Annotated in this window: 14 protein-coding genes; 10 read left to right on the top strand and 4 right to left on the bottom strand. The window is 66.4% G+C overall.

The annotated features are described in order from the left end of the window. Window positions 1–40 precede the first annotated feature (40 nt). Both J5M58_RS23030 and J5M58_RS23035 read right to left on the bottom strand, forming a co-directional pair. Window positions 41–3121 (bottom strand): MexW/MexI family multidrug efflux RND transporter permease subunit, encoded by a 3081-nt coding sequence (locus J5M58_RS23030; protein ID WP_207879716.1) that lies wholly within the window; start codon window positions 3119–3121, stop codon window positions 41–43. Continuing rightward, a complete protein-coding gene (locus J5M58_RS23035) occupies window positions 3118–4215 on the bottom strand; it encodes an efflux RND transporter periplasmic adaptor subunit (RefSeq protein WP_207879717.1) in 1098 nt (365 codons plus the stop codon). Before J5M58_RS23035 ends, J5M58_RS23030 begins: the two co-directional genes overlap by 4 nt. Before the next feature lie 85 nt (window positions 4216–4300). On the opposite strand from J5M58_RS23035, the gene soxR reads away from it, so the two are divergent. Then, window positions 4301–4756, top strand: coding sequence for a redox-sensitive transcriptional activator SoxR (gene soxR / locus J5M58_RS23040; RefSeq protein ID WP_207879719.1), 456 nt, complete (start codon window positions 4301–4303; stop codon window positions 4754–4756). Window positions 4757–4947: 191 nt separating this feature from the next. Here the strand turns inward: soxR and J5M58_RS23045 are convergent, their stop codons facing one another. Further along, window positions 4948–5244 carry a DUF3144 domain-containing protein gene (locus J5M58_RS23045; RefSeq protein ID WP_112252086.1) on the bottom strand — a complete coding sequence of 99 codons (297 nt, stop codon included), beginning with the start codon at window positions 5242–5244 and terminating at the stop codon, window positions 4948–4950. 142 nt (window positions 5245–5386) lie between these two features. Here J5M58_RS23045 and J5M58_RS23050 point away from each other — a divergent pair, with 142 nt between their 5' ends. The 3 genes from J5M58_RS23050 to J5M58_RS23060 all read left to right on the top strand — a co-directional run bounded on the left by J5M58_RS23050 (window position 5387) and on the right by J5M58_RS23060 (window position 8186). After that, the gene (locus tag J5M58_RS23050; protein WP_112252085.1) at window positions 5387–6247 is read left to right on the top strand and encodes a CAP domain-containing protein; all 861 of its coding nucleotides are present in this window, start codon (window positions 5387–5389) and stop codon (window positions 6245–6247) included. Window positions 6248–6468: 221 nt separating this feature from the next. Beyond that, window positions 6469–7251, top strand: a complete 783-nt coding sequence (locus J5M58_RS23055) for an aldolase (protein WP_047932985.1) — start codon at window positions 6469–6471, stop codon at window positions 7249–7251. A 44-nt stretch (window positions 7252–7295) separates the two neighbouring features. Beyond that, window positions 7296–8186, top strand: a complete 891-nt coding sequence (locus J5M58_RS23060; RefSeq protein WP_112252084.1) for a dihydrodipicolinate synthase family protein — start codon at window positions 7296–7298, stop codon at window positions 8184–8186. A gap of 77 nt (window positions 8187–8263) precedes the next feature. Here the strand turns inward: J5M58_RS23060 and J5M58_RS23065 are convergent, their stop codons facing one another. Next, the gene (locus tag J5M58_RS23065) at window positions 8264–9571 is read right to left on the bottom strand and encodes a DUF2235 domain-containing protein (protein WP_207879721.1); all 1308 of its coding nucleotides are present in this window, start codon (window positions 9569–9571) and stop codon (window positions 8264–8266) included. Window positions 9572–9802: 231 nt separating this feature from the next. Here J5M58_RS23065 and J5M58_RS23070 point away from each other — a divergent pair, with 231 nt between their 5' ends. Genes J5M58_RS23070 through J5M58_RS23095 form a run of 6 tightly spaced genes read left to right on the top strand, consistent with a single transcriptional unit; the run spans window position 9803 to window position 16634 of the window. Then, the gene (locus J5M58_RS23070; RefSeq protein ID WP_112252082.1) at window positions 9803–10762 is read left to right on the top strand and encodes a MoxR family ATPase; all 960 of its coding nucleotides are present in this window, start codon (window positions 9803–9805) and stop codon (window positions 10760–10762) included. A 4-nt stretch (window positions 10763–10766) separates the two neighbouring features. Next, window positions 10767–11711, top strand: coding sequence for a DUF58 domain-containing protein (locus J5M58_RS23075; RefSeq protein WP_025338269.1), 945 nt, complete (start codon window positions 10767–10769; stop codon window positions 11709–11711). A gap of 13 nt (window positions 11712–11724) precedes the next feature. Further along, entirely contained in the window at window positions 11725–12219 is a 495-nt protein-coding gene (locus tag J5M58_RS23080) for a DUF4381 domain-containing protein (protein WP_015269461.1), read from the top strand. Further along, window positions 12212–13288, top strand: coding sequence for a VWA domain-containing protein (locus tag J5M58_RS23085; RefSeq protein WP_207879723.1), 1077 nt, complete (start codon window positions 12212–12214; stop codon window positions 13286–13288). The genes J5M58_RS23080 and J5M58_RS23085 overlap by 8 nt, the downstream gene beginning before the upstream one ends. Further along, entirely contained in the window at window positions 13285–15003 is a 1719-nt protein-coding gene (locus tag J5M58_RS23090) for a tetratricopeptide repeat protein (RefSeq protein ID WP_207879725.1), read from the top strand. The genes J5M58_RS23085 and J5M58_RS23090 overlap by 4 nt, the downstream gene beginning before the upstream one ends. Next, window positions 15000–16634, top strand: coding sequence for a BatD family protein (locus tag J5M58_RS23095; RefSeq protein ID WP_207879727.1), 1635 nt, complete (start codon window positions 15000–15002; stop codon window positions 16632–16634). The genes J5M58_RS23090 and J5M58_RS23095 overlap by 4 nt, the downstream gene beginning before the upstream one ends. Window positions 16635–17000: the final 366 nt, after the last annotated feature.

A 17000-nucleotide genomic window follows, 5' to 3' on the forward strand; every position in this document is an offset into this window, starting at 1 on the left:
AATCGGGGCCGCTATGCGGCCCCAATGGCCCGGTTCCCCTTCACATACCCAGCACCCTCTCAGCCTCCGCCAACTGCTGCCCCCGCACCGTGGTCAGCCGATGGTCTCGCGCCAGCAAGGCATAGATCGTCGGCAGCACAAACAGGGTAAACAAGGTCCCCACCAGCATCCCGCACACGATCACCACCCCCAGGCCAAAGCGGCTGTTGGCCCCGGCGCCGCTGGCGAACAGCAGCGGCAGCACGCCGAAGGTCATCGCCGCCGTGGTCATCAGCACCGGCCGCAGGCGTATCTGCGCAGCGCGGACGATGGCGCTGGCACGGTCGAGGTTGTCACGCACCTGGATCTCGTTGGCGAACTCCACCATCAGGATGCCGTGCTTGCTGATCAGGCCGATCAGGGTCACCAGGCCGATCTGCGTGTAGATGTTCAGCGTGGCCCAGCCCAGCGCCAGCGGCAGCAGCGCACCGCAGATCGACAGCGGCACGGTCACCAGGATGATCAGCGGGTCCACCAGGCTTTCGTACTGCGCGGCCAGCACCAGGTAGATCACCACCAGGGCGGCGAGAAATGCCCACATCAGGGCAAAGCCCTCCTGCACGTACTGGCGCGACTCCGACTGCCAGTCATGGCTGAAGCCAGGTGGCAGTTCGGCGGCAAGCTGTTCGAGAAATGCCACGGCATTGCCCATCGACACACCGGGCGCCGGGATCGCCTGCAGGGTACTGGCGTTCTGCTGGTCGAACTGCAGCAAGCGGTTGGGCGCCACTTCGATGTCCAGGTGCACCACCGTGGCCAGCGGTACCAGGCTGCCGTTTTCGGCGCGCACGTACTGGCGGTTCAGCGCCGCTGGCGTCAGGCGCTGGTCCTGGATGCTTTGCGGGATCACGTCGTAGGAGCGCCCGAACAGGGCGAAGCGGTTGAGGTACTGTTCGCCCACCAGCACACCCAGCGACTCGCCGATGGCCTGCATGCTGATGCCCAGGCTGGCCGCCTTGGCGCGGTCGATGCGCACCTTGACCACCGGGTTGTTGTAGTCGAGGTCGCTGTCCACCACGCTGAACAGGCCGCTGTCGCGGGCGCGCTGCTTGATCATCTCCATGGTCTGGTACAGCTTGGGGTAGTCCTGTGCGCTGCGCAACACCATCTGCACCGGCAAGCCACCGCTGGAACCCGGCAGCGAGGCCACCTGGAAGGCGAAGATGCTGCTGCCCTCGATGTCCGCCACGGCCTGCTGCAACTGCGCCTGCACCTGCGCGGCGGAACGCTCGCGGGCCTGCCAGGCGCTGAGGTTGATGCCGCCGAAACTGGCGGCCGGGCCGTCGGTGCCGTTGATGATCCAGGTGTCGGTGGTTTCGGCGAGGGACTTCATCACCTGGTCCAGCTTCAGACCAAAGCGCTCCACATAATCCAGGCTGGCATGCTGCGGCGACTTGATGGCTGTCAGCACCGCCGCCTGGTCCTCGGGCGGGGCCAGTTCGCGCTGCGGCAGCAGGTACAGCCAAGGCAGGCTCAGGCACACCAGAAGCGCCACCCCACCACTGATCCAGCGATGCGCCAGGGTGTAGGCGAGTACTCGCCCATAGGCCCCGGTCAGCATGCCGAACAGGCGGTCGGCCATGTTGGCCATGGCGCCATGCTGCTGGCCGGGTTGCAACAACAGCGAACTCATCACCGGCGACAGGGTGAGCGCGACGATGCCGGACACGATCACCGCCCCCGCCAGGGTCAGGGCAAACTCACGGAACAGCGTGCCGGTCAGCCCGCCCATCAAGCCGATCGGCGCGTATACGGCGGCCAGGGTCAGGGTCATGGCAATCACCGGCCCGGCGATTTCCCGCGCCCCGGCCAGCGCCGCGGCAACCGGCGACTTGCCCTCTTCGATATGGCGGTGCACGTTCTCCACCACCACGATGGCGTCGTCCACCACCAGGCCGATGGCCAGCACCATCGCCAGCAAGGTCAGCAGGTTCAGGCTGAAGCCGAACAGCAGCATCAGGCCCGCCGCACCGAGCATCGACAGCGGGATGGCCACCACCGCGATCACCACGCTGCGCAGCGAACCCAGGCACAGCCAGATCACCAGCACCACGATCAGCATGGCTTCCACCAGGGTGCGCAGCACTTCGTCGATCGAGGCGTCGATGAAGCGTGCGGTCTCGTAGGCCAGCGCCACCTCCACCCCAGGTGGCAGGGTCTGGCGGATCTGCGGCAGCAGCTGGCGAATGCCTTCGACGATCACCAGCGGGTTGCCGGTCGGGGTGGGGAACAGCCCCAGGTGCACGGCGGGTTTGCCGTTCATGGTGGCGCTGGTCTGGGTGGCTGCCGCGCTCAGCTCGACGGTACCGACATCGCGCAGGCGCACCAGGTCGGTGCCATCGTTGCGAATGATCAGCTCGCGGAAGTCCTCGACCCGGGTCAGGTCGGTATCGACCTGGATATCGGCCAGCACATACTGCCCACGCACCTGCCCCGGCGTCGCCTGGTAGTTGTTGGCACGCACCGCCTGTGCCACATCCGCGGCCGTCACACCGCGCCCGGCCATCTGCTCGCTGTCCAGCCACAGGCGCATGGCCAGGCGCTGCCCGCCGAACGACTGCACCTTGGCCACACCGTCGATGCCGGAGAACTGCGGTTCCACCACCCGCGACAGGTAATCGCTAAGTTCGGGTATCGACAAGGTTTCGCTGGCAAAGCCCACGTAGGCCACCGCGGTGGAGTCACCTGCCGACAGCTCCACCACAGGGTCGTAGGCCTTTTCCGGCAGGCGATAGCGCACCTGGTTGACCTTGGCCATGGTCTCGGCAAGTGCCTGGGTCGAGTCGCGATCGAGCACCATGCGCAAGGTGATCAGGCTGCGCCCCTGCTGCGACGACGAGGACAGGTAGTCGATGCCCTCGACCGACGACACCGCCTGGGTGATCGGCTGGGTCACGAAGCCTTGCATCAGCTCGGCGGAGGCACCGGGGTACTCGGTGCTGATGGTGATGGTGGAGGTTTCCAGCAGCGGGTACTGGCGGATCGGCAGCTTGCCCATGGCAAACAGCCCCAGCAGGATGATCAGGCTGCTGACCACCAGCGCCAGTACCGGGCGGCGGACAAAGACGTCGGTGAACTTCACGATTGCCGCCCTCCCTGGCTGGCCTGCAGGCTGTCCTGCGCCACGGGCTCGACCGGCATGCCGTCGCTCAGTTTCAGCTGCCCGGAAACCACCACCTGGTCACCGGGCGCCAGGCCTGAGGTGATCTCCACCCGCCCTTGCCAGCGCTCGCCGGTAGTCACCCGTACCCGGCTGACCCGGGTGCCATGTTCCGGGTCCCGGGTAGCGACGAACACCGTCTGCCCGTAGGCGGTGTAGGTGATCGCGGTTTCCGGCACGGCCAGCACGCTTGACGGCTGCGCGGCATCCAGGCGCACGCCGGCGTACATGCCCGGCTGCAACTGCCCGCCCAGGTTCGGCAAGGCCGCCTGCACCTGCACCAGGCGCGCCTTGCTGACCACCGGGTCCACCGCTACCACCCGGGCCTGGAAGTCCTGCCCGTGCACCGCATCCACCGTAAGCGCCAGCGGTTGCCCCACGTGCACCTGCGGGGCGGCTTGCTCGCCCAGGGAAAAATTGACATGCAGCTGGCTGATATCGGCCAGGCTGGCGATGGTCTCACCAGCGCTCAGGTACTGGCCCTGATGCACCCGGCGAATGCCGAGCTTGCCGGCAAACGGCGCACGTATGGCCTTTTGCGCGATCAACGCCTCGACATGCTGCAGCTCACCGCTGGCCACGTCCACGGCGGTGGCGGCATTGTCCAGCAGCTCCTGGGACACGGCGTTCACCGCGCGCAGCTTGCGGCTGCGCTGCAGCACCACTTCGGCATTGCGCAGCCTGGCCCGCAACTGCACACGCTGGGCTTGCTCCGGGGCATCGTTCAGCTGCACCAGCAACTGCCCTGCACTCACCAATTGCCCCGACTCGAAGGCGATGCGGGTGATGCGCCCCGCCGTCTCGGCCGCCACCTGTACCTGGTTGACCGCCTCCAGCTCTCCCGAGGCAAAGTTCTGCCGTGCCAGCTGCACCTGCTCGGCCGTGGCCAGGGCCACCCTGGTCGCCGGCCATGCCGCTGCAGCCGGTGGCGCCGAGCCGCTGCCGACCAATGCATGGGCAGCGCCCAGCACACCTGCAACAGCGCCAGCCCAGGCCAGTAACGTCCTTTTGTTCATGCAGTGCTCCGATCATCAGGGAAAGCGGTTGCGGAGAAGATCGGGCAGGACTATAAGAGCTCAACTTAACTTGAGGTCAACAGGCATGGCAGCGGACAACACACGGATGCTGACGGTAGGGGAAGTGGCCAAGCGCAGCGGCGTGGCGGTGTCTGCGCTGCACTTCTACGAGACCAAGGGGCTGATCGCCAGCGTGCGTACTGCGGGTAACCAGCGCCGCTATCCTTCACTGGTTTTGCGCACGCTGGCCATCATCAAGGTGGCGCAGCGCACGGGTATTCCGCTTGAGGAGATCAAGCAGGCCTTCAGCCGCTATGCGCCCAACAGCAAGCTCACCGCAGCGCAATGGGGCGAGATGTCGACCGCCTGGCGCGAAGACCTGAACGCCCGCATTCGCACCCTGGAAGCGTTGCGCGACAGCCTGGACAACTGCATTGGTTGCGGCTGCCTGTCGCTGGAGGATTGCCCGCTGCGCAACCCCGAGGATGTGCTGGGCAAGGAAGGCACCGGGGCGCGGCTTCTGGAGAAGAAGGCCCGATAAGGCTGCACTGGCGGGTAGAGGACTGAATTCGCAAGCGGTCCGCGTACCCTGTGGGAGCGGCTTTAGCCGCGAAGAATCCAACGCGGTGCATGGCACCGGCTGCGCCGGTGTTCGCGGCTAAAGCCGCTCCCACAGGGTCCCTGCTAGTTCAATGAGCCGTGTGCAGTTCCATGAGATCGCGCCCCCATGGTTCAGTCGCCTTTACCTAGCACAAACCGGTCAAAATGCTCGATGTGCTCGTCCAGGTTGTCCTCGAGCATCATCCGGTACTGCTCGCAGAAATACTTCAACAGCTCCTCCCGCGCGGCAGCCAGCTCGGCACTGGTCTTGAAGCTGCGGGCGCTCATCCAGGCATTGAAGCGCGAGGCGCCGAAGGTCAGTGAGGCACTGACCTTGCCCAGGTCTTCGATTTTCTCGATCTGCTGGTTCGCCAGGTCGATATGCGCATCGGCGCGGTCATAAAAAGCCTGATCGGTAGCTTGTGTCATTGCGTTTACCTTGTTGCAGCATTCAAGTTGAGTACTAGCGAAAAATTGTACCCCGTGCACGTGAACCTGTATTGAGGCGCACAGTCTTAGCCGAGCCCTCAATTCGGCTTTGCCGCCGTCATTCACCCGAGCCATTCACCCCATGCGCCAAGCAGTCCGTCGCTCCCCCTTCGTCTCGCTCTGCCTCATTCCTTTGTTCCCTCTGTTCGCCAACCCCGCCCATGCCAGTGGGGAAAGGCAGCTTGTGGCAGCCATCAACGATTATCGCGCCCAGCCACAGCGCTGCGAACGGCGCGTGATCCGAGGCTCGACGCCGCTGGTGCTGAAGCCGAAACTGGCGTTGCCGGTCGGCTACAGCGGGGAGTTGCGGCAGGGATTGAAAGCTGCGGGTTATCAGGCGGTGAAGGTGCGGGCCATCCGTCTGGTCGGCGCGCAGGATGCCGAGGAGGCCTTTGACATGCTCCGCAGCGACTATTGCGCAGCGCTGCTCGATAGCCAGTATGCCGATATCGGTGTCAGTCGCTCACGCAACGAATGGCGAGTGCTGCTGGCTCGGCCTCTGCTCGATGCCCGGCTCGGCGATGGGCGATCGGCCAGCAACGCGTTGCTGGCACAGGTGAACGCTGCACGGGCGAAGCCGCGCCTGTGTGGTCGCCAGCGCTTTGCCGCTGCACGCCCGTTGACCTGGAGCACCGCCCTGGGAACGGCGGCGCAGCGCCACAGCCGGGCGATGGCCAACGACAATTTCTTCGCGCACCGCGACCTCGACGGTGATCTACCCGCGGATCGGGCCTGGGATGCCGGCTACCGTGGGCGGCAGATCGGCGAGAACATTGCCGCAGGCCAGGGCTCACCGAGCAAGGCGATGGCAGGCTGGCTGGCCAGCCCCGGGCATTGCGCCAACCTGATGAACCCGATGTTTACCCAGGTGGGCGCGGCCTTTGCCGAGAACTCGCGTAGCGATAACGGCGTTTACTGGACGATGCTGTTCGGCGCGCCTTGAAGGGCACGTGCCAGCCCTGTGATCAGGGCTGGCCTGCCGATCGTTGCCTGCACCACCTCTGACAACCCGCCATACCTCGCCGCCGCGCAGTCCGCATGACTGGCGCTGTCGATGACACATCGCTTGCATATGACACTTTGTGTCATTAATATCGCAGCTGTGTCCTGACGGTGTTCCTCGCCGATCAGCCAACCATCGCCCTTTCCGTGCAGGTACCGCCCATGACGACCACCATGCAGACCCCCAAGGACCAACTGGTCAAACTCGCCCAGCAGCAGATGCTGACGGCGCTGGCCGACAACACCTACACCCCTCGACAGAAACTCGCCCTCACCTGCCGCATCCTGTTCGACGGTGGCCACGACTCCGGCCTGGCCGGGCAGATCACCGCCCGCGCCGAGCAGCCTGGCACCTACTACACGCAACAACTTGGCCTGGGCTTCGACGAGATCGCCGCTTCCAACCTGCTGGTGGTCGACGAAGACCTCACCGTGCTGCAAGGCCGCGGCATGGCCAACCCGGCCAACCGCTTCCATAGCTGGCTGTACCGCGCACGCCCCGACGTCAATTGCATCATCCACACCCACCCACTGCACAGCGCCGCCCTGTCGATGCTGGAAGTGCCACTGGCCATCTCGCACATGGACTTGTGCCCGCTGTTCGACGACTGCGCGTTTCTAAAGGAATGGCCCGGCGTACCGGTGGGCAACGAAGAGGGTGAAATCATCTCCAGGGCGATCGGCGACAAGCGCGCGATCCTGCTTTCCCACCACGGCTTGCTGATCGCCGGTCGCTCGATCGAGGAAGCCTGCGTCCTTGCCATGCTGTTCGAGCGCGCAGCAAAGATGCAGCTGCTGGCCATGGGTGCCGGTGACATCCGCCCCATCCCGGATGCCCTGGGCAAGGAAGCCCACGACTGGATCTCCACCCCCAAACGTCATGGTGCCGCGTTCAGCTACTACGCGCGCCGTGCCTTGCGTGCCCATGGCGACTGCCTGGGCTGACTGAAGCTGTACGCTTTCCCCAACAACGGCAGAGGTGCCTGGTTATGTCTACACCTGTAATTCGCGGCGTTATCGGTTACACCATCACTCCCTTCATGGCAGACGGCACGCTCGACCTGGATGCCCTGGGCCTGTCCATCGACCGCCTGATCGCCGACGGCGTGCACGCCATCGCACCGCTGGGCAGCACCGGCGAAGGCGCCTACCTGTCCGACAGCGAATGGGAAACCGTGGTGCGCTTCAGCCAGGCGCGCATTGCCGGCCGCGTGCCCAGCGTGGTCAGCGTCTCCGACCTGACCACCGCGCGCACCGTGCAACGCGCCCGCCTGGCACAGGCATGCGGTGCCACGGCGGTGATGGTACTGCCCATCTCCTACTGGAAGCTCACCGAAGCCGAAGTGGTTGCCCACTACAAGGCGGTGGGTACGGCCATCGACATTCCGATCATGCTCTACAACAACCCGGGCACCAGCGGCACCGACCTGTCGGTGGAGCTGATCCTGCGCATCCTCGGCGAAGTGCACAATGTGACCATGGTCAAGGAAAGCACCGGCGACATCCAGCGCATGCACCGCCTGTTCAAGGCCACCGATGGCCAGGTGGCCTTCTACAACGGTTGCAACCCGCTCACCCTGGAAGCCCTGGTGGCCGGTGCCACCGGCTGGTGCACCGCCGCGCCCAACCTGATCCCGACGCTGAACCTGGCGCTGTGGGATGCGGTCCAGCAAGGCGACCTGGCTGAAGCCCGCGCGCTGTTCTACCGCCAGTACGAACTGTTGGAGTACATCACCCGGCGCGGCCTGCCCACCACCATCAAGGCCGGTCTGCAGATGCTCGGCCAGGATGTCGGCGCTCCACGCCTGCCCCTGCAGCCGCTGGATGCGCAAGGCAGCGCCTACCTGAAGGGCCTGCTGGACGCCGTTCTCGGCAATTGACGCAGGTCCTGTGGGAGCGGGTTGACCCGCGAACACCGGCGCAGCTGGTGCCATGCAAACCCCCTCCCACAGGCGGCTCAAGCGACTGGATTGGCATGCATCACCCGCCCCCCTGCCCTCGGCCGATTGACGAACAACACATCCAGCACACTGTTACGCAACCCCTTCAACGCATTCCAGTTCGCCGACGCATGCACATACCTGTCGCGCAACAAACACAGCTCATCCTCGGTCAACCCAGGCTCTTCGCATTCACCCAAAGCAAATCCGTGCAACTTGCGGCTGATGCCCAGCAACTCCTCCGGCAACCGATGCTCAGCCTGCCCGCCCAAAGGCGCAAACGGCACACCCGCCCGCACCGCCAACTCGCGCATGATGCTCAGGTAAACCCGGGAAAGCTGCCCCGCTACTTCCCGCTCGCGATACACCGCCGCATAAACCTGCTTCTGCGCCTCGCTCGGCAGGCCACCGGGAATCGGCTCCTCCCAGACCAGCATCTGCGGCCTGGGTGCCCCCAGTTCGCCGAATGCCGACACCAGCAAGGCACTGACGCTGGCATGCACGCGAGTCTTCTCGGCGCGCATACCCTGCGGCACCCGCTGTGACTGCGGTTTGCACAGCAGCACCTGCTCCTGCGCGGTATCCGGGTAACCACCGCCAATGTTCGAATGCACGCCCGGCAACAGGATGTCATGGCCACTGCGCACCAGCGGGAAGTTGTGCCGCTGCTCGTCACCCGCCACCAGTTGCACCATTTGCCGGGCAATGCCCGCGCCCAGGCCCAGGCGCAAGCCACCATGGCGGTCGTCGGCGGGATCGAAGTCACCCTGCAGCGGCGCGATGATCGCCGCCACTGTGTCGAACAGGCCGATGAAGTTGATCACGATGCCGCAGGCCACAGCCAAGCGTTCGCCGCCGCTATCGTGCAAGAGGTTGGCCAGATGCCGCACCGCCGCCGCGCCCCGGCTGAAACCGAACAGGTCGAACTCGACCCGCTCGAGCCTTGCCTGTGGGTGCGCCCGAAGCCAGTCGCGCAGCTGCCCGGCAATCCCCGCCAAGGCCTCCTCGACCCGCGCCTCGGCCCCCCTGCTTCCACACCCGGTGGCCGAGGCATAGGCATGGTCCGCCTCCCCCGCCAGGGTGCCCACGCCCTCGACATAGCGCTTCAGAAACGCCATGGTCCCGTCAGCATTGGTCCCCTGCGCCGGGTACAGCGCATGCAACAGGGCCACATTGCTCAAGGCATTGGCATAACTGGCCCCCTTGCCCGCCGGTGCATCCACCGCCATCACATTGTGATGGTTGTTACCGGTGCCATCGAAGAACACGCCAAAACGCAGGGTGAGCGGCGTGATGCGTGCAGTGCTACAGCTGTTCAGGTCCATCTTCGTGCCTCCTGCTTGTGCAAAAAGCACAAGCAGGCGCCAGCACACCGCTGCGGGCTATCAGCCAATGGCCAGCCACATGCAGGACAATTCCGGACCTGCATGGCCCCTGGCAAGGATAAATTTCCCTGCCGCCATTGGTCGCCACCCCCCCGGATGGATTAAAGTATCACCCCTTGCCAGGGCAGCTGCTTCCAGCCGCCTGCGGCCCCATACCAGGAACCGTCACCGATGGAACACCGTGAAGCGCTGATCGCGCTGCGCACCTTTCTTTCTTCCCAGATCCTCGGCCAGGAGAAACTGGTCGAGCGGCTGTTGATCGTGCTCCTGGCCGACGGCCACATGCTGGTCGAAGGCGCGCCGGGCCTGGCCAAGACCAAGGCCATCAAAGAGCTCGCCGAAGGCATCGAGGCGCAGTTCCATCGCATCCAGTTCACCCCCGACCTGCTCCCGGCCGACATCACCGGTACCGAAATCTACCGCCCGGAAACCGGCAGCTTCGTGTTCCAGCAGGGGCCGATCTTCCACAACCTGGTGCTGGCCGACGAAATCAACCGTGCCCCGGCCAAGGTACAGTCCGCCCTGCTCGAAGCCATGGCCGAACGCCAGGTCAGCGTGGGCCGCAGCACCTACGACCTGTCGCCGCTGTTCCTGGTGATGGCAACGCAGAACCCGATCGAGCAGGAAGGCACCTACCCGCTGCCCGAAGCCCAGCTCGACCGCTTCCTGATGCACGTGAAAATCGGCTTCCCCGACGCTGCGGTAGAGCGGCGCATCCTGCTGCAGGCCCGTGGTGAAGCCCTGGGCGGCGAGACCAAGCCCGAGCGCCGGGTCAGCCAGCAGGCGATCTTCGCTGCCCGCAAGGAAATCCTCGGCCTGTACATGGCCGACGCGGTGGAGGAATACCTGGTGCAGCTGGTGATGGCCACCCGCACCCCGGCCAAGTTCGATAGCGAACTGGCCGACTGGATCGCCTACGGCGCCAGCCCGCGTGGGTCCATTTCGCTGGACCGCTGCGCGCGTGCCCACGCCTGGCTGGCCGGGCGCGATTTCGTCAGCCCCGAAGACATCCAGGCGGTGCTGTTCGACGTGCTGCGTCACCGCATAATCCTCTCGTTCGAGGCCGAGGCGGCAGGGATCGACCAGGACCGCGTGGTCCAGCGCATCCTCGACGTCGTCGCCGTTGCCTGAGCCCATGCCCACCGCGTCGCTGGCCGAACCCGGCATCCGCATCGGCCTTGCCGAGCTGATCGACATGCGCCACCGCGTGCGCGAAATCCAGCTGTTTTCCCGGCCCGGCCAGCGCAGCCCGCTGGTGGGCCTGCACCACTCCAAATTGCGCGGGCGCGGCGTGGACTTCGACCAAGTGCGCGTGTACCAGGCCGGCGACGATGTACGCAACATCGACTGGCGAGTTACCGCGCGTACCCAGGAGCCGCACACCAAGCTGTTCCATGAAGAGCGCGAACGCCCCATCTTCATCCTCGTCGAGCAGAGCCAACGGCTGTTCTTCGGCTCGGGGCTGATGTTCAAGTCGGTGCTGGCCGCCCAGGCCGCAGCGCTGTTCGGCTGGGCCGCGCTGGGCCACAACGACCGCATCGGCGGGTTGGTGTTCGGCGACAACGAGCACCACGAAATCAAGCCCCGGCGCAGCAAGCAGAGCCTGCTGCAACTGCTCAACCGCCTGGCCAAGGTCAACCAGGCGCTGCACACCGAGGCCAGCCCCGGTGCCGACAGCCTCGGCCTGGCCCTGCGCCGCGCCCGCGAAGTGCTGCGCCCCGGCAGCCTGGCCATCGTGATCTGCGATGAGCGCTCGCTCACCGCCCAGGTGGAGCAGCACCTGGCCATGCTCTCGCGCCATTGCGACCTGCTGCTGATGCCGGTGTCAGACCCGCTCGACCACGCCCTGCCCGCCGCCGGCCTGCTGCGCTTCGCCCAGCGTAGCGCACAGCTGGAGCTCGACACCCTGGACGCCAACCTGCGCCAGGCCTACCGCCAGCAGGCCGAAGCGCGCATCGAGCGCTGGGAGCTGATGGCGCAAAAGCTGCGCGTGCTGCTGATGCCACTTAGCACCCAAAGCGAAATGATCGAGCAACTGCGCGAGTACCTGAACGCCCAGCGGCCACGGAGCGCGTCATGAAGAGCAGCGGCCAATGAACCCGCTTGACCAACTGCAGCCGCTGATCGCCCCCGCGCCGATCGGCCTGTGGCCACCGGCACCCGGCTGGTGGCTGCTGCTGGCCGTGCTGCCGCTGCTGGCCTGGGGCCTGTGGCGGGTGCGCCACTGGCGCCCGGGCAAACGCCGCATCGTGCGTGCCGAACAACCCTTGGACCCGGTGCGCGTGGAAGCGCTGGCCGAACTGGCCCGGCTGCCGCGCCCCTACGACGGCGCCCCGGCCGGAGCCTGGCTGCAACAGATCAACGCCCTGCTCAAGCGCCTGTGCCGCAGCCACTACCCAGGCGCCAACAGCCATACCCTCAACGGCCGCCAGTGGCTGGCGTTTCTCGACAACCGCTGCCCGGCCGCCGGCCTGACCCGCTGGATGGTACTGGTCGAAGGCGCCTACAAACCCGAGTGCAAGCTCGACGACAAGGCCATCGCCGGGCTCAGCCAAGCCGTCGAAACCTGGATTCGCAAGCATGTTTGAACTGGCCTGGCCGTGGGTCTTCGCCCTGTTGCCGCTGCCGTGGCTGGCGCGCCTGGTGCTGCCGGCCGCCGACAGCGGCGAACCGGTGCTCAAGGTGGGCTTCCTCGACGAACTGGAAGGCCTGGCCGGGCGCCGCGCGCGGCTCAACCTGCCGACCTGGCGCCAGCAGGCGCCCTTTGTCGTCATCTGGCTGTTGCTGCTGTGCGCCGCCGCCCGCCCGCAATGGTTGGGCGAGCCGGTGCCAGTGGCTGCCAGCGGCCGCGACCTGCTGGTGGCGGTGGATGTGTCCGGGTCGATGGACTTCCCCGACATGCAGTGGCAGAACGAAGAAATCAGCCGCCTCGACCTGGTCAAGGCGCTGCTCGGCGACTTCCTGCAGGACCGCGAGGGCGACCGCGTGGGCCTGATCCTGTTCGGCAGCCAGGCCTACCTGCAGGCCCCGCTCACCTTCGACCGGCGCACCGTGCGCACCTTCCTCGACGAGGCGCAGATCGGCATCGCCGGCAAGAACACCGCCATCGGCGACGCCATTGGCCTGGCGGTCAAGCGCCTGCGCCAACGCCCGGCACAAAGCCGGGTGCTGGTGCTGATCACCGACGGCGCCAATAACGGCGGGCAGATCCACCCGCTGACTGCCGCCCGCCTGGCCGCCCAGGAAGGCGTGCGTATCTATACCATCGGCATCGGCGCCAACCCCGAAGCCAGTGGCACCCCAGGCCTGCTCGGCCTGAACCCGAGCCTGGACCTGGACGAAGCCTCGCTCAAGGAAGTTGCCGACATCACCCACGGCAGCTACTTCCGCGCCCATGACGGCGCCGAACTGGACGCCATTGGCGACACCCTCGACCAACTCGAACCGGTGGCCCAGCAACCGACCCAGGCACGCACCGCCAAGGCGCTGTATGCCTGGCCCCTGGCCCTGGCCCTGCTGCTGAGCGTGCTACTGGTGCTGGCCGTGCAATGGCCCGACAACCTGCTGCACCGCCTGCTGCGCAAGCCGCGCTTCCTGCAACCGCACCCGGAATGGCGCCAGCGCCTGAAGCGCCTGCGCCTGAGGAGGCGGCGATGATCCAACTGTGGCCCGAATGGTTGCGCCCGCTGTGGCTGCTGGCCGTGCCCCTGCTCGGTTGGCTGCTGTACAAACTGTGGCACCGGCGCAAGCGCGCCGGGCGCTGGCAGATGATTCTGCCACCGGCGTTCCATGGCGTGCTGCTCGGCGGTGGCAGCGGCAGCACCAGCAAGCTGCCGTGGGTAGCGCTGGGCCTGGCCTGGACGCTGGTAATCCTGGCCTTGCTCGGGCCCAGCTGGCAGCGCGTCGAGGAAAGCCGCCAGCGCCCGGCCGACCCACTGGTGATCCTGCTCGAACTGACCCCGCAGATGCTCGCCGAAGACAGCCCGCCCAACCGCCTGGAGCAGGCACGGCGCAAAATCCTCGACCTGCTGGAGCACCGCCGCGACAGCCAGACCGCGCTGGTGGTCTATGCTGGCTCCGCGCACACCCTGGTGCCACTGTCCGATGACCTGGCCACCAGCCGCAACCTGCTCGAGGCGATCGACCCGTCGATCATGCCCAAATCCGGTCAGCGCGCCGACCTGGCCGTACAAAAAGGCCTGGCCCTGCTGGCCCAGAGCGGCCTGGGCCAGGGCCGCCTGCTGCTGGTCGGCTCCTCGCTCAGCGCCCCGGAGCGCCAAGGCATCGCCCAGGCCCTCGGCCGCCAGGGCCCGAGCTTGCTGATGTTGGGCATCGGCAGCCGCGAAGGCACACCCGTGCGCCAGGCCAACGGCGAATACCTCAAGGACGACCAGGGCGGCATCCTGTTGCCGCGCCTGGACAGCGCCAGCCTCAAGGGCTTCATCAGCAGCACCGGCGGGCGCTACCGCCATGCCCGCATCGACGACCTCGACCTGCGTGGCCTGGGCCTGTTCGACAACCCGCGCGCCGGGCGCAATGACGGCCAGACCCTGCAACTGGACAGCTGGGCCGACCAGGGTTACTGGCTGCTGCTGCCGCTGTTGCTGCTGGCCGCCTGTGCCGGCCGGCGCGGCTGGTTGTTCTGCCTGCCGCTGCTGCTGGCCCTGCCCCAACCCAGCCAGGCCTTCGAGTTCAACGACCTGTGGTTGCGCCCCGACCAGCAGGGCCAGCGCTTGCTGGAGCAAAACCGCCCGGCCAGCGCCGCGCGGCAGTTCCAGGATCCGCAATGGCGCGGCATGGCCCTGTACCAGGCGGGCGACTATGCTGGCGCCGCCGAAGCCTTTTCCCAAGGCGACACCGCCGCCGCCCACTACAATCGAGGCAATGCCCTGGCCCGCAGCGGTGAACTGGAAGCGGCCCTGGACGCTTACGAACAAGCCCTTGAACGCCAGCCCGACCTGCAAGTGGCGCTGGACAACCAGGCACTGGTGCAGCAACTGCTGCAACAGCGCGAGGCCAAGGCCGAGGAACAACCGGCCAGCAGCGATGCCCAAGGCACGCCCGGCAGTGAAACCGAAGGCAACAGCAGCTCGGCCAGCAGCCCGGCCCAGGGCACGCCCGGCGACGACGAACAAGCCAGCGCCGAACAGCCCGGCGAAGGAAACAGCAACAGCCAGGCAGCGCCCGGCAACCAGGCGGGCGCGGATGACAGCGTCATCCAGCCGCCACAGCGCCCGGTATCGACCAGCCTCGATGCCGAACAGCGCCAGGCCTTGGAACAATGGCTGCGGGAGATCCCCGACAACCCGGCGGAGCTGCTGCGGCGCAAATTCTGGTATGAACAGCAATTGCATCAGGAAACCCCAAAATGAGTCGCTTCGGCGTCTTTCTCCTCAGTCTGCTGTGGGCCGTGCTGGCCCAGGCCGAACCGCTGCTGCAGGCCAGCGTCGACCGTACCCGCCTGGAAGCCGGCGAAAGCCTGGAGCTGACCCTGGAAAGCCAGGACGTCACCCAGTTCGGCAAGCCCGACCTGCGTGCGCTGGAGGGTGACTTCGAAGTGCGCGGCACGCGCCAGCTGAACAGCCTGCACAGCCTCGACGGCGAAACCCGCGCCAGCACCCGCTGGATCATCACCCTGCTGCCGCGGCGCAGCGGCAGCCTGCGCATCCCCGAACTGCAACTGGGCCAGTCGCACAGCCAGGCCATCGAACTGCAAGTGCTGCAGGCCGATGCCAGCCGCCAGGACAGTGCCTCGCAGGTGTTCATCGAAGCCACGCTCGACAGCAGCGAGGTCTACGTCCAGGCCCAGGCCGTGCTCACCCTGCGCATCTACCATTCGGTGGCACTGTACGACGACAGCAGCCTCAGCCCGCTTCAACTGGAGAAGGCCAAAGTCGAACCGCTGGGTGAATCGCGCACCTATGAAAAGGAAATCAACGGCGTCCGCCACGGCGTGATCGAAACCCGCTATGCCGTGTATGCCCAGCAAAGCGGCACCCTCGAAATCCCGCCACTGACCTTCACCGCCACCGCCGCCGCCAGCCCGGACCAAGCCCCACAAGCCAACGGCACGGCCCGGGCCGGCCGCCAGGTGCAGGTCAGCTCGCTGCCATTGCGCCTGGCCGTACGGCCGATTCCGGCGGCCTGGCCTGCTGGCGTGCCATGGCTACCGGCCCGCAGCCTGACCCTGGAAGAGCACTGGAACCCCGACCCTGGCAACCAGCAGGTGCAGATTGGCGACTCGCTGACCCGCAACATCACCTTGCGTGCCGAAGGCTTGTCCAGCACCCAACTGCCGCCGCTGCCAGCCACCGAAATCACCGGCCTGCGCCGCTATCCCGACCAGCCGTTGCTGCGCAACGAAATCAGCGACCGCGGCATGACCGCCAACCGCGAAGAGCGCGAAGCCCTGGTGCCGACCCACAGCGGTACGCTGGCCCTGCCGGCGCTGGAAGTGGCCTGGTGGAACACCCGCGAAGACCACCTGGAGCACAGCAGCTTGCCGGCGCGCACGCTGAACGTGCAGGACAACCCGGCACTGAGCGCCGACACCCCGGTTGGTGACAACAGCAGTGCCAGCAGCTTGCTGTGGCCCTGGCAGCTGGCCACCCTGGTGTTCGCCCTCACCACGTTGCTGGGCTTTGCCCTGTGGTGGCGCGCCCGCTCGCAGCCAGCGGTGCTGCGCGCCGCGCAGGCCGGGCCGAGCCCGCGTACCTTGCTGGATGATCTCAAGCGCGCGTGCCAGGCCAACGACCCGCAGGCCACCCGCCAGGCGCTGGACGCCTGGGCCCGGCAGCAGCCGGAAACCCTGGCCGAGATGGCGGCGCGCTTTGTGCCGTTGTCGGATGCGCTGGATGGGTTGAACGGGGCGTTGTACAGCGAGAGTGGCCAGTATTGGCAGGGTGAGGATTTGTGGCGGGCGATTGGTACGATTCCGCCGGCTGAGCAGGTGTTGTTGCCAGCTGGGGAGAACGGCAGCTTGCCGCCGCTCTATCCCAAGTGATGTGCTGCCTGTGCAGGCCTCTTCGCGGGTAAACCCGCTCCCACAATGACCGCGTACGCCGAGAACCTTGCGCAGTACCTGTGGGAGCGGGTTCACCCGCGAACACCGGCGCAGCCGGTGCCAGGCACCCCGGCATACCGGTGATATTACCTGGTATTGAGGGAAAGTCGACCGGCCTCAGCGCCGGCAAGCCAGCTCCCAAAGGTACTGCACAAAGCTCAAGGACAGTGCAGAACCGGTGGGAGCTGGCTTGCCGGCGATTGGGCCGCACAGCGGCCCCATGCTTGGGTTACCATACCGCCCTTTCCCCGCTTGCTCGACTCGACACCAACAGGTCATCCATGCGTCTGTTTCATACCTCCGACT

Source organism: Pseudomonas sp. 32_A (assembly GCF_017490905.1).
GTDB lineage: Bacteria > Pseudomonadota > Gammaproteobacteria > Pseudomonadales > Pseudomonadaceae > Aquipseudomonas > Aquipseudomonas inefficax.

Bases quoted from the DNA above. Each gene is read 5' to 3' on its own strand.
- J5M58_RS23080 (WP_015269461.1), top strand. From the start codon at position 11,725: ATGAACCCGCTTGACCAACTGCAGCCGCTGATCGCCCCCGCGCCGATC.
- J5M58_RS23055 (WP_047932985.1), top strand. From the start codon at position 6,469: ATGACGACCACCATGCAGACCCCCAAGGACCAACTGGTCAAACTCGCC.
- J5M58_RS23085 (WP_207879723.1), top strand. From the start codon at position 12,212: ATGTTTGAACTGGCCTGGCCGTGGGTCTTCGCCCTGTTGCCGCTGCCG.
- J5M58_RS23050 (WP_112252085.1), top strand. From the start codon at position 5,387: ATGCGCCAAGCAGTCCGTCGCTCCCCCTTCGTCTCGCTCTGCCTCATT.
- J5M58_RS23090 (WP_207879725.1), top strand. From the start codon at position 13,285: ATGATCCAACTGTGGCCCGAATGGTTGCGCCCGCTGTGGCTGCTGGCC.
- J5M58_RS23045 (WP_112252086.1), bottom strand. From the start codon at position 5,244: ATGACACAAGCTACCGATCAGGCTTTTTATGACCGCGCCGATGCGCAT.
- J5M58_RS23075 (WP_025338269.1), top strand. From the start codon at position 10,767: ATGCCCACCGCGTCGCTGGCCGAACCCGGCATCCGCATCGGCCTTGCC.
- J5M58_RS23065 (WP_207879721.1), bottom strand. From the start codon at position 9,571: ATGGACCTGAACAGCTGTAGCACTGCACGCATCACGCCGCTCACCCTG.
- J5M58_RS23035 (WP_207879717.1), bottom strand. From the start codon at position 4,215: ATGAACAAAAGGACGTTACTGGCCTGGGCTGGCGCTGTTGCAGGTGTG.
- J5M58_RS23095 (WP_207879727.1), top strand. From the start codon at position 15,000: ATGAGTCGCTTCGGCGTCTTTCTCCTCAGTCTGCTGTGGGCCGTGCTG.
- soxR (WP_207879719.1), top strand. From the start codon at position 4,301: ATGGCAGCGGACAACACACGGATGCTGACGGTAGGGGAAGTGGCCAAG.
- J5M58_RS23070 (WP_112252082.1), top strand. From the start codon at position 9,803: ATGGAACACCGTGAAGCGCTGATCGCGCTGCGCACCTTTCTTTCTTCC.
- J5M58_RS23060 (WP_112252084.1), top strand. From the start codon at position 7,296: ATGTCTACACCTGTAATTCGCGGCGTTATCGGTTACACCATCACTCCC.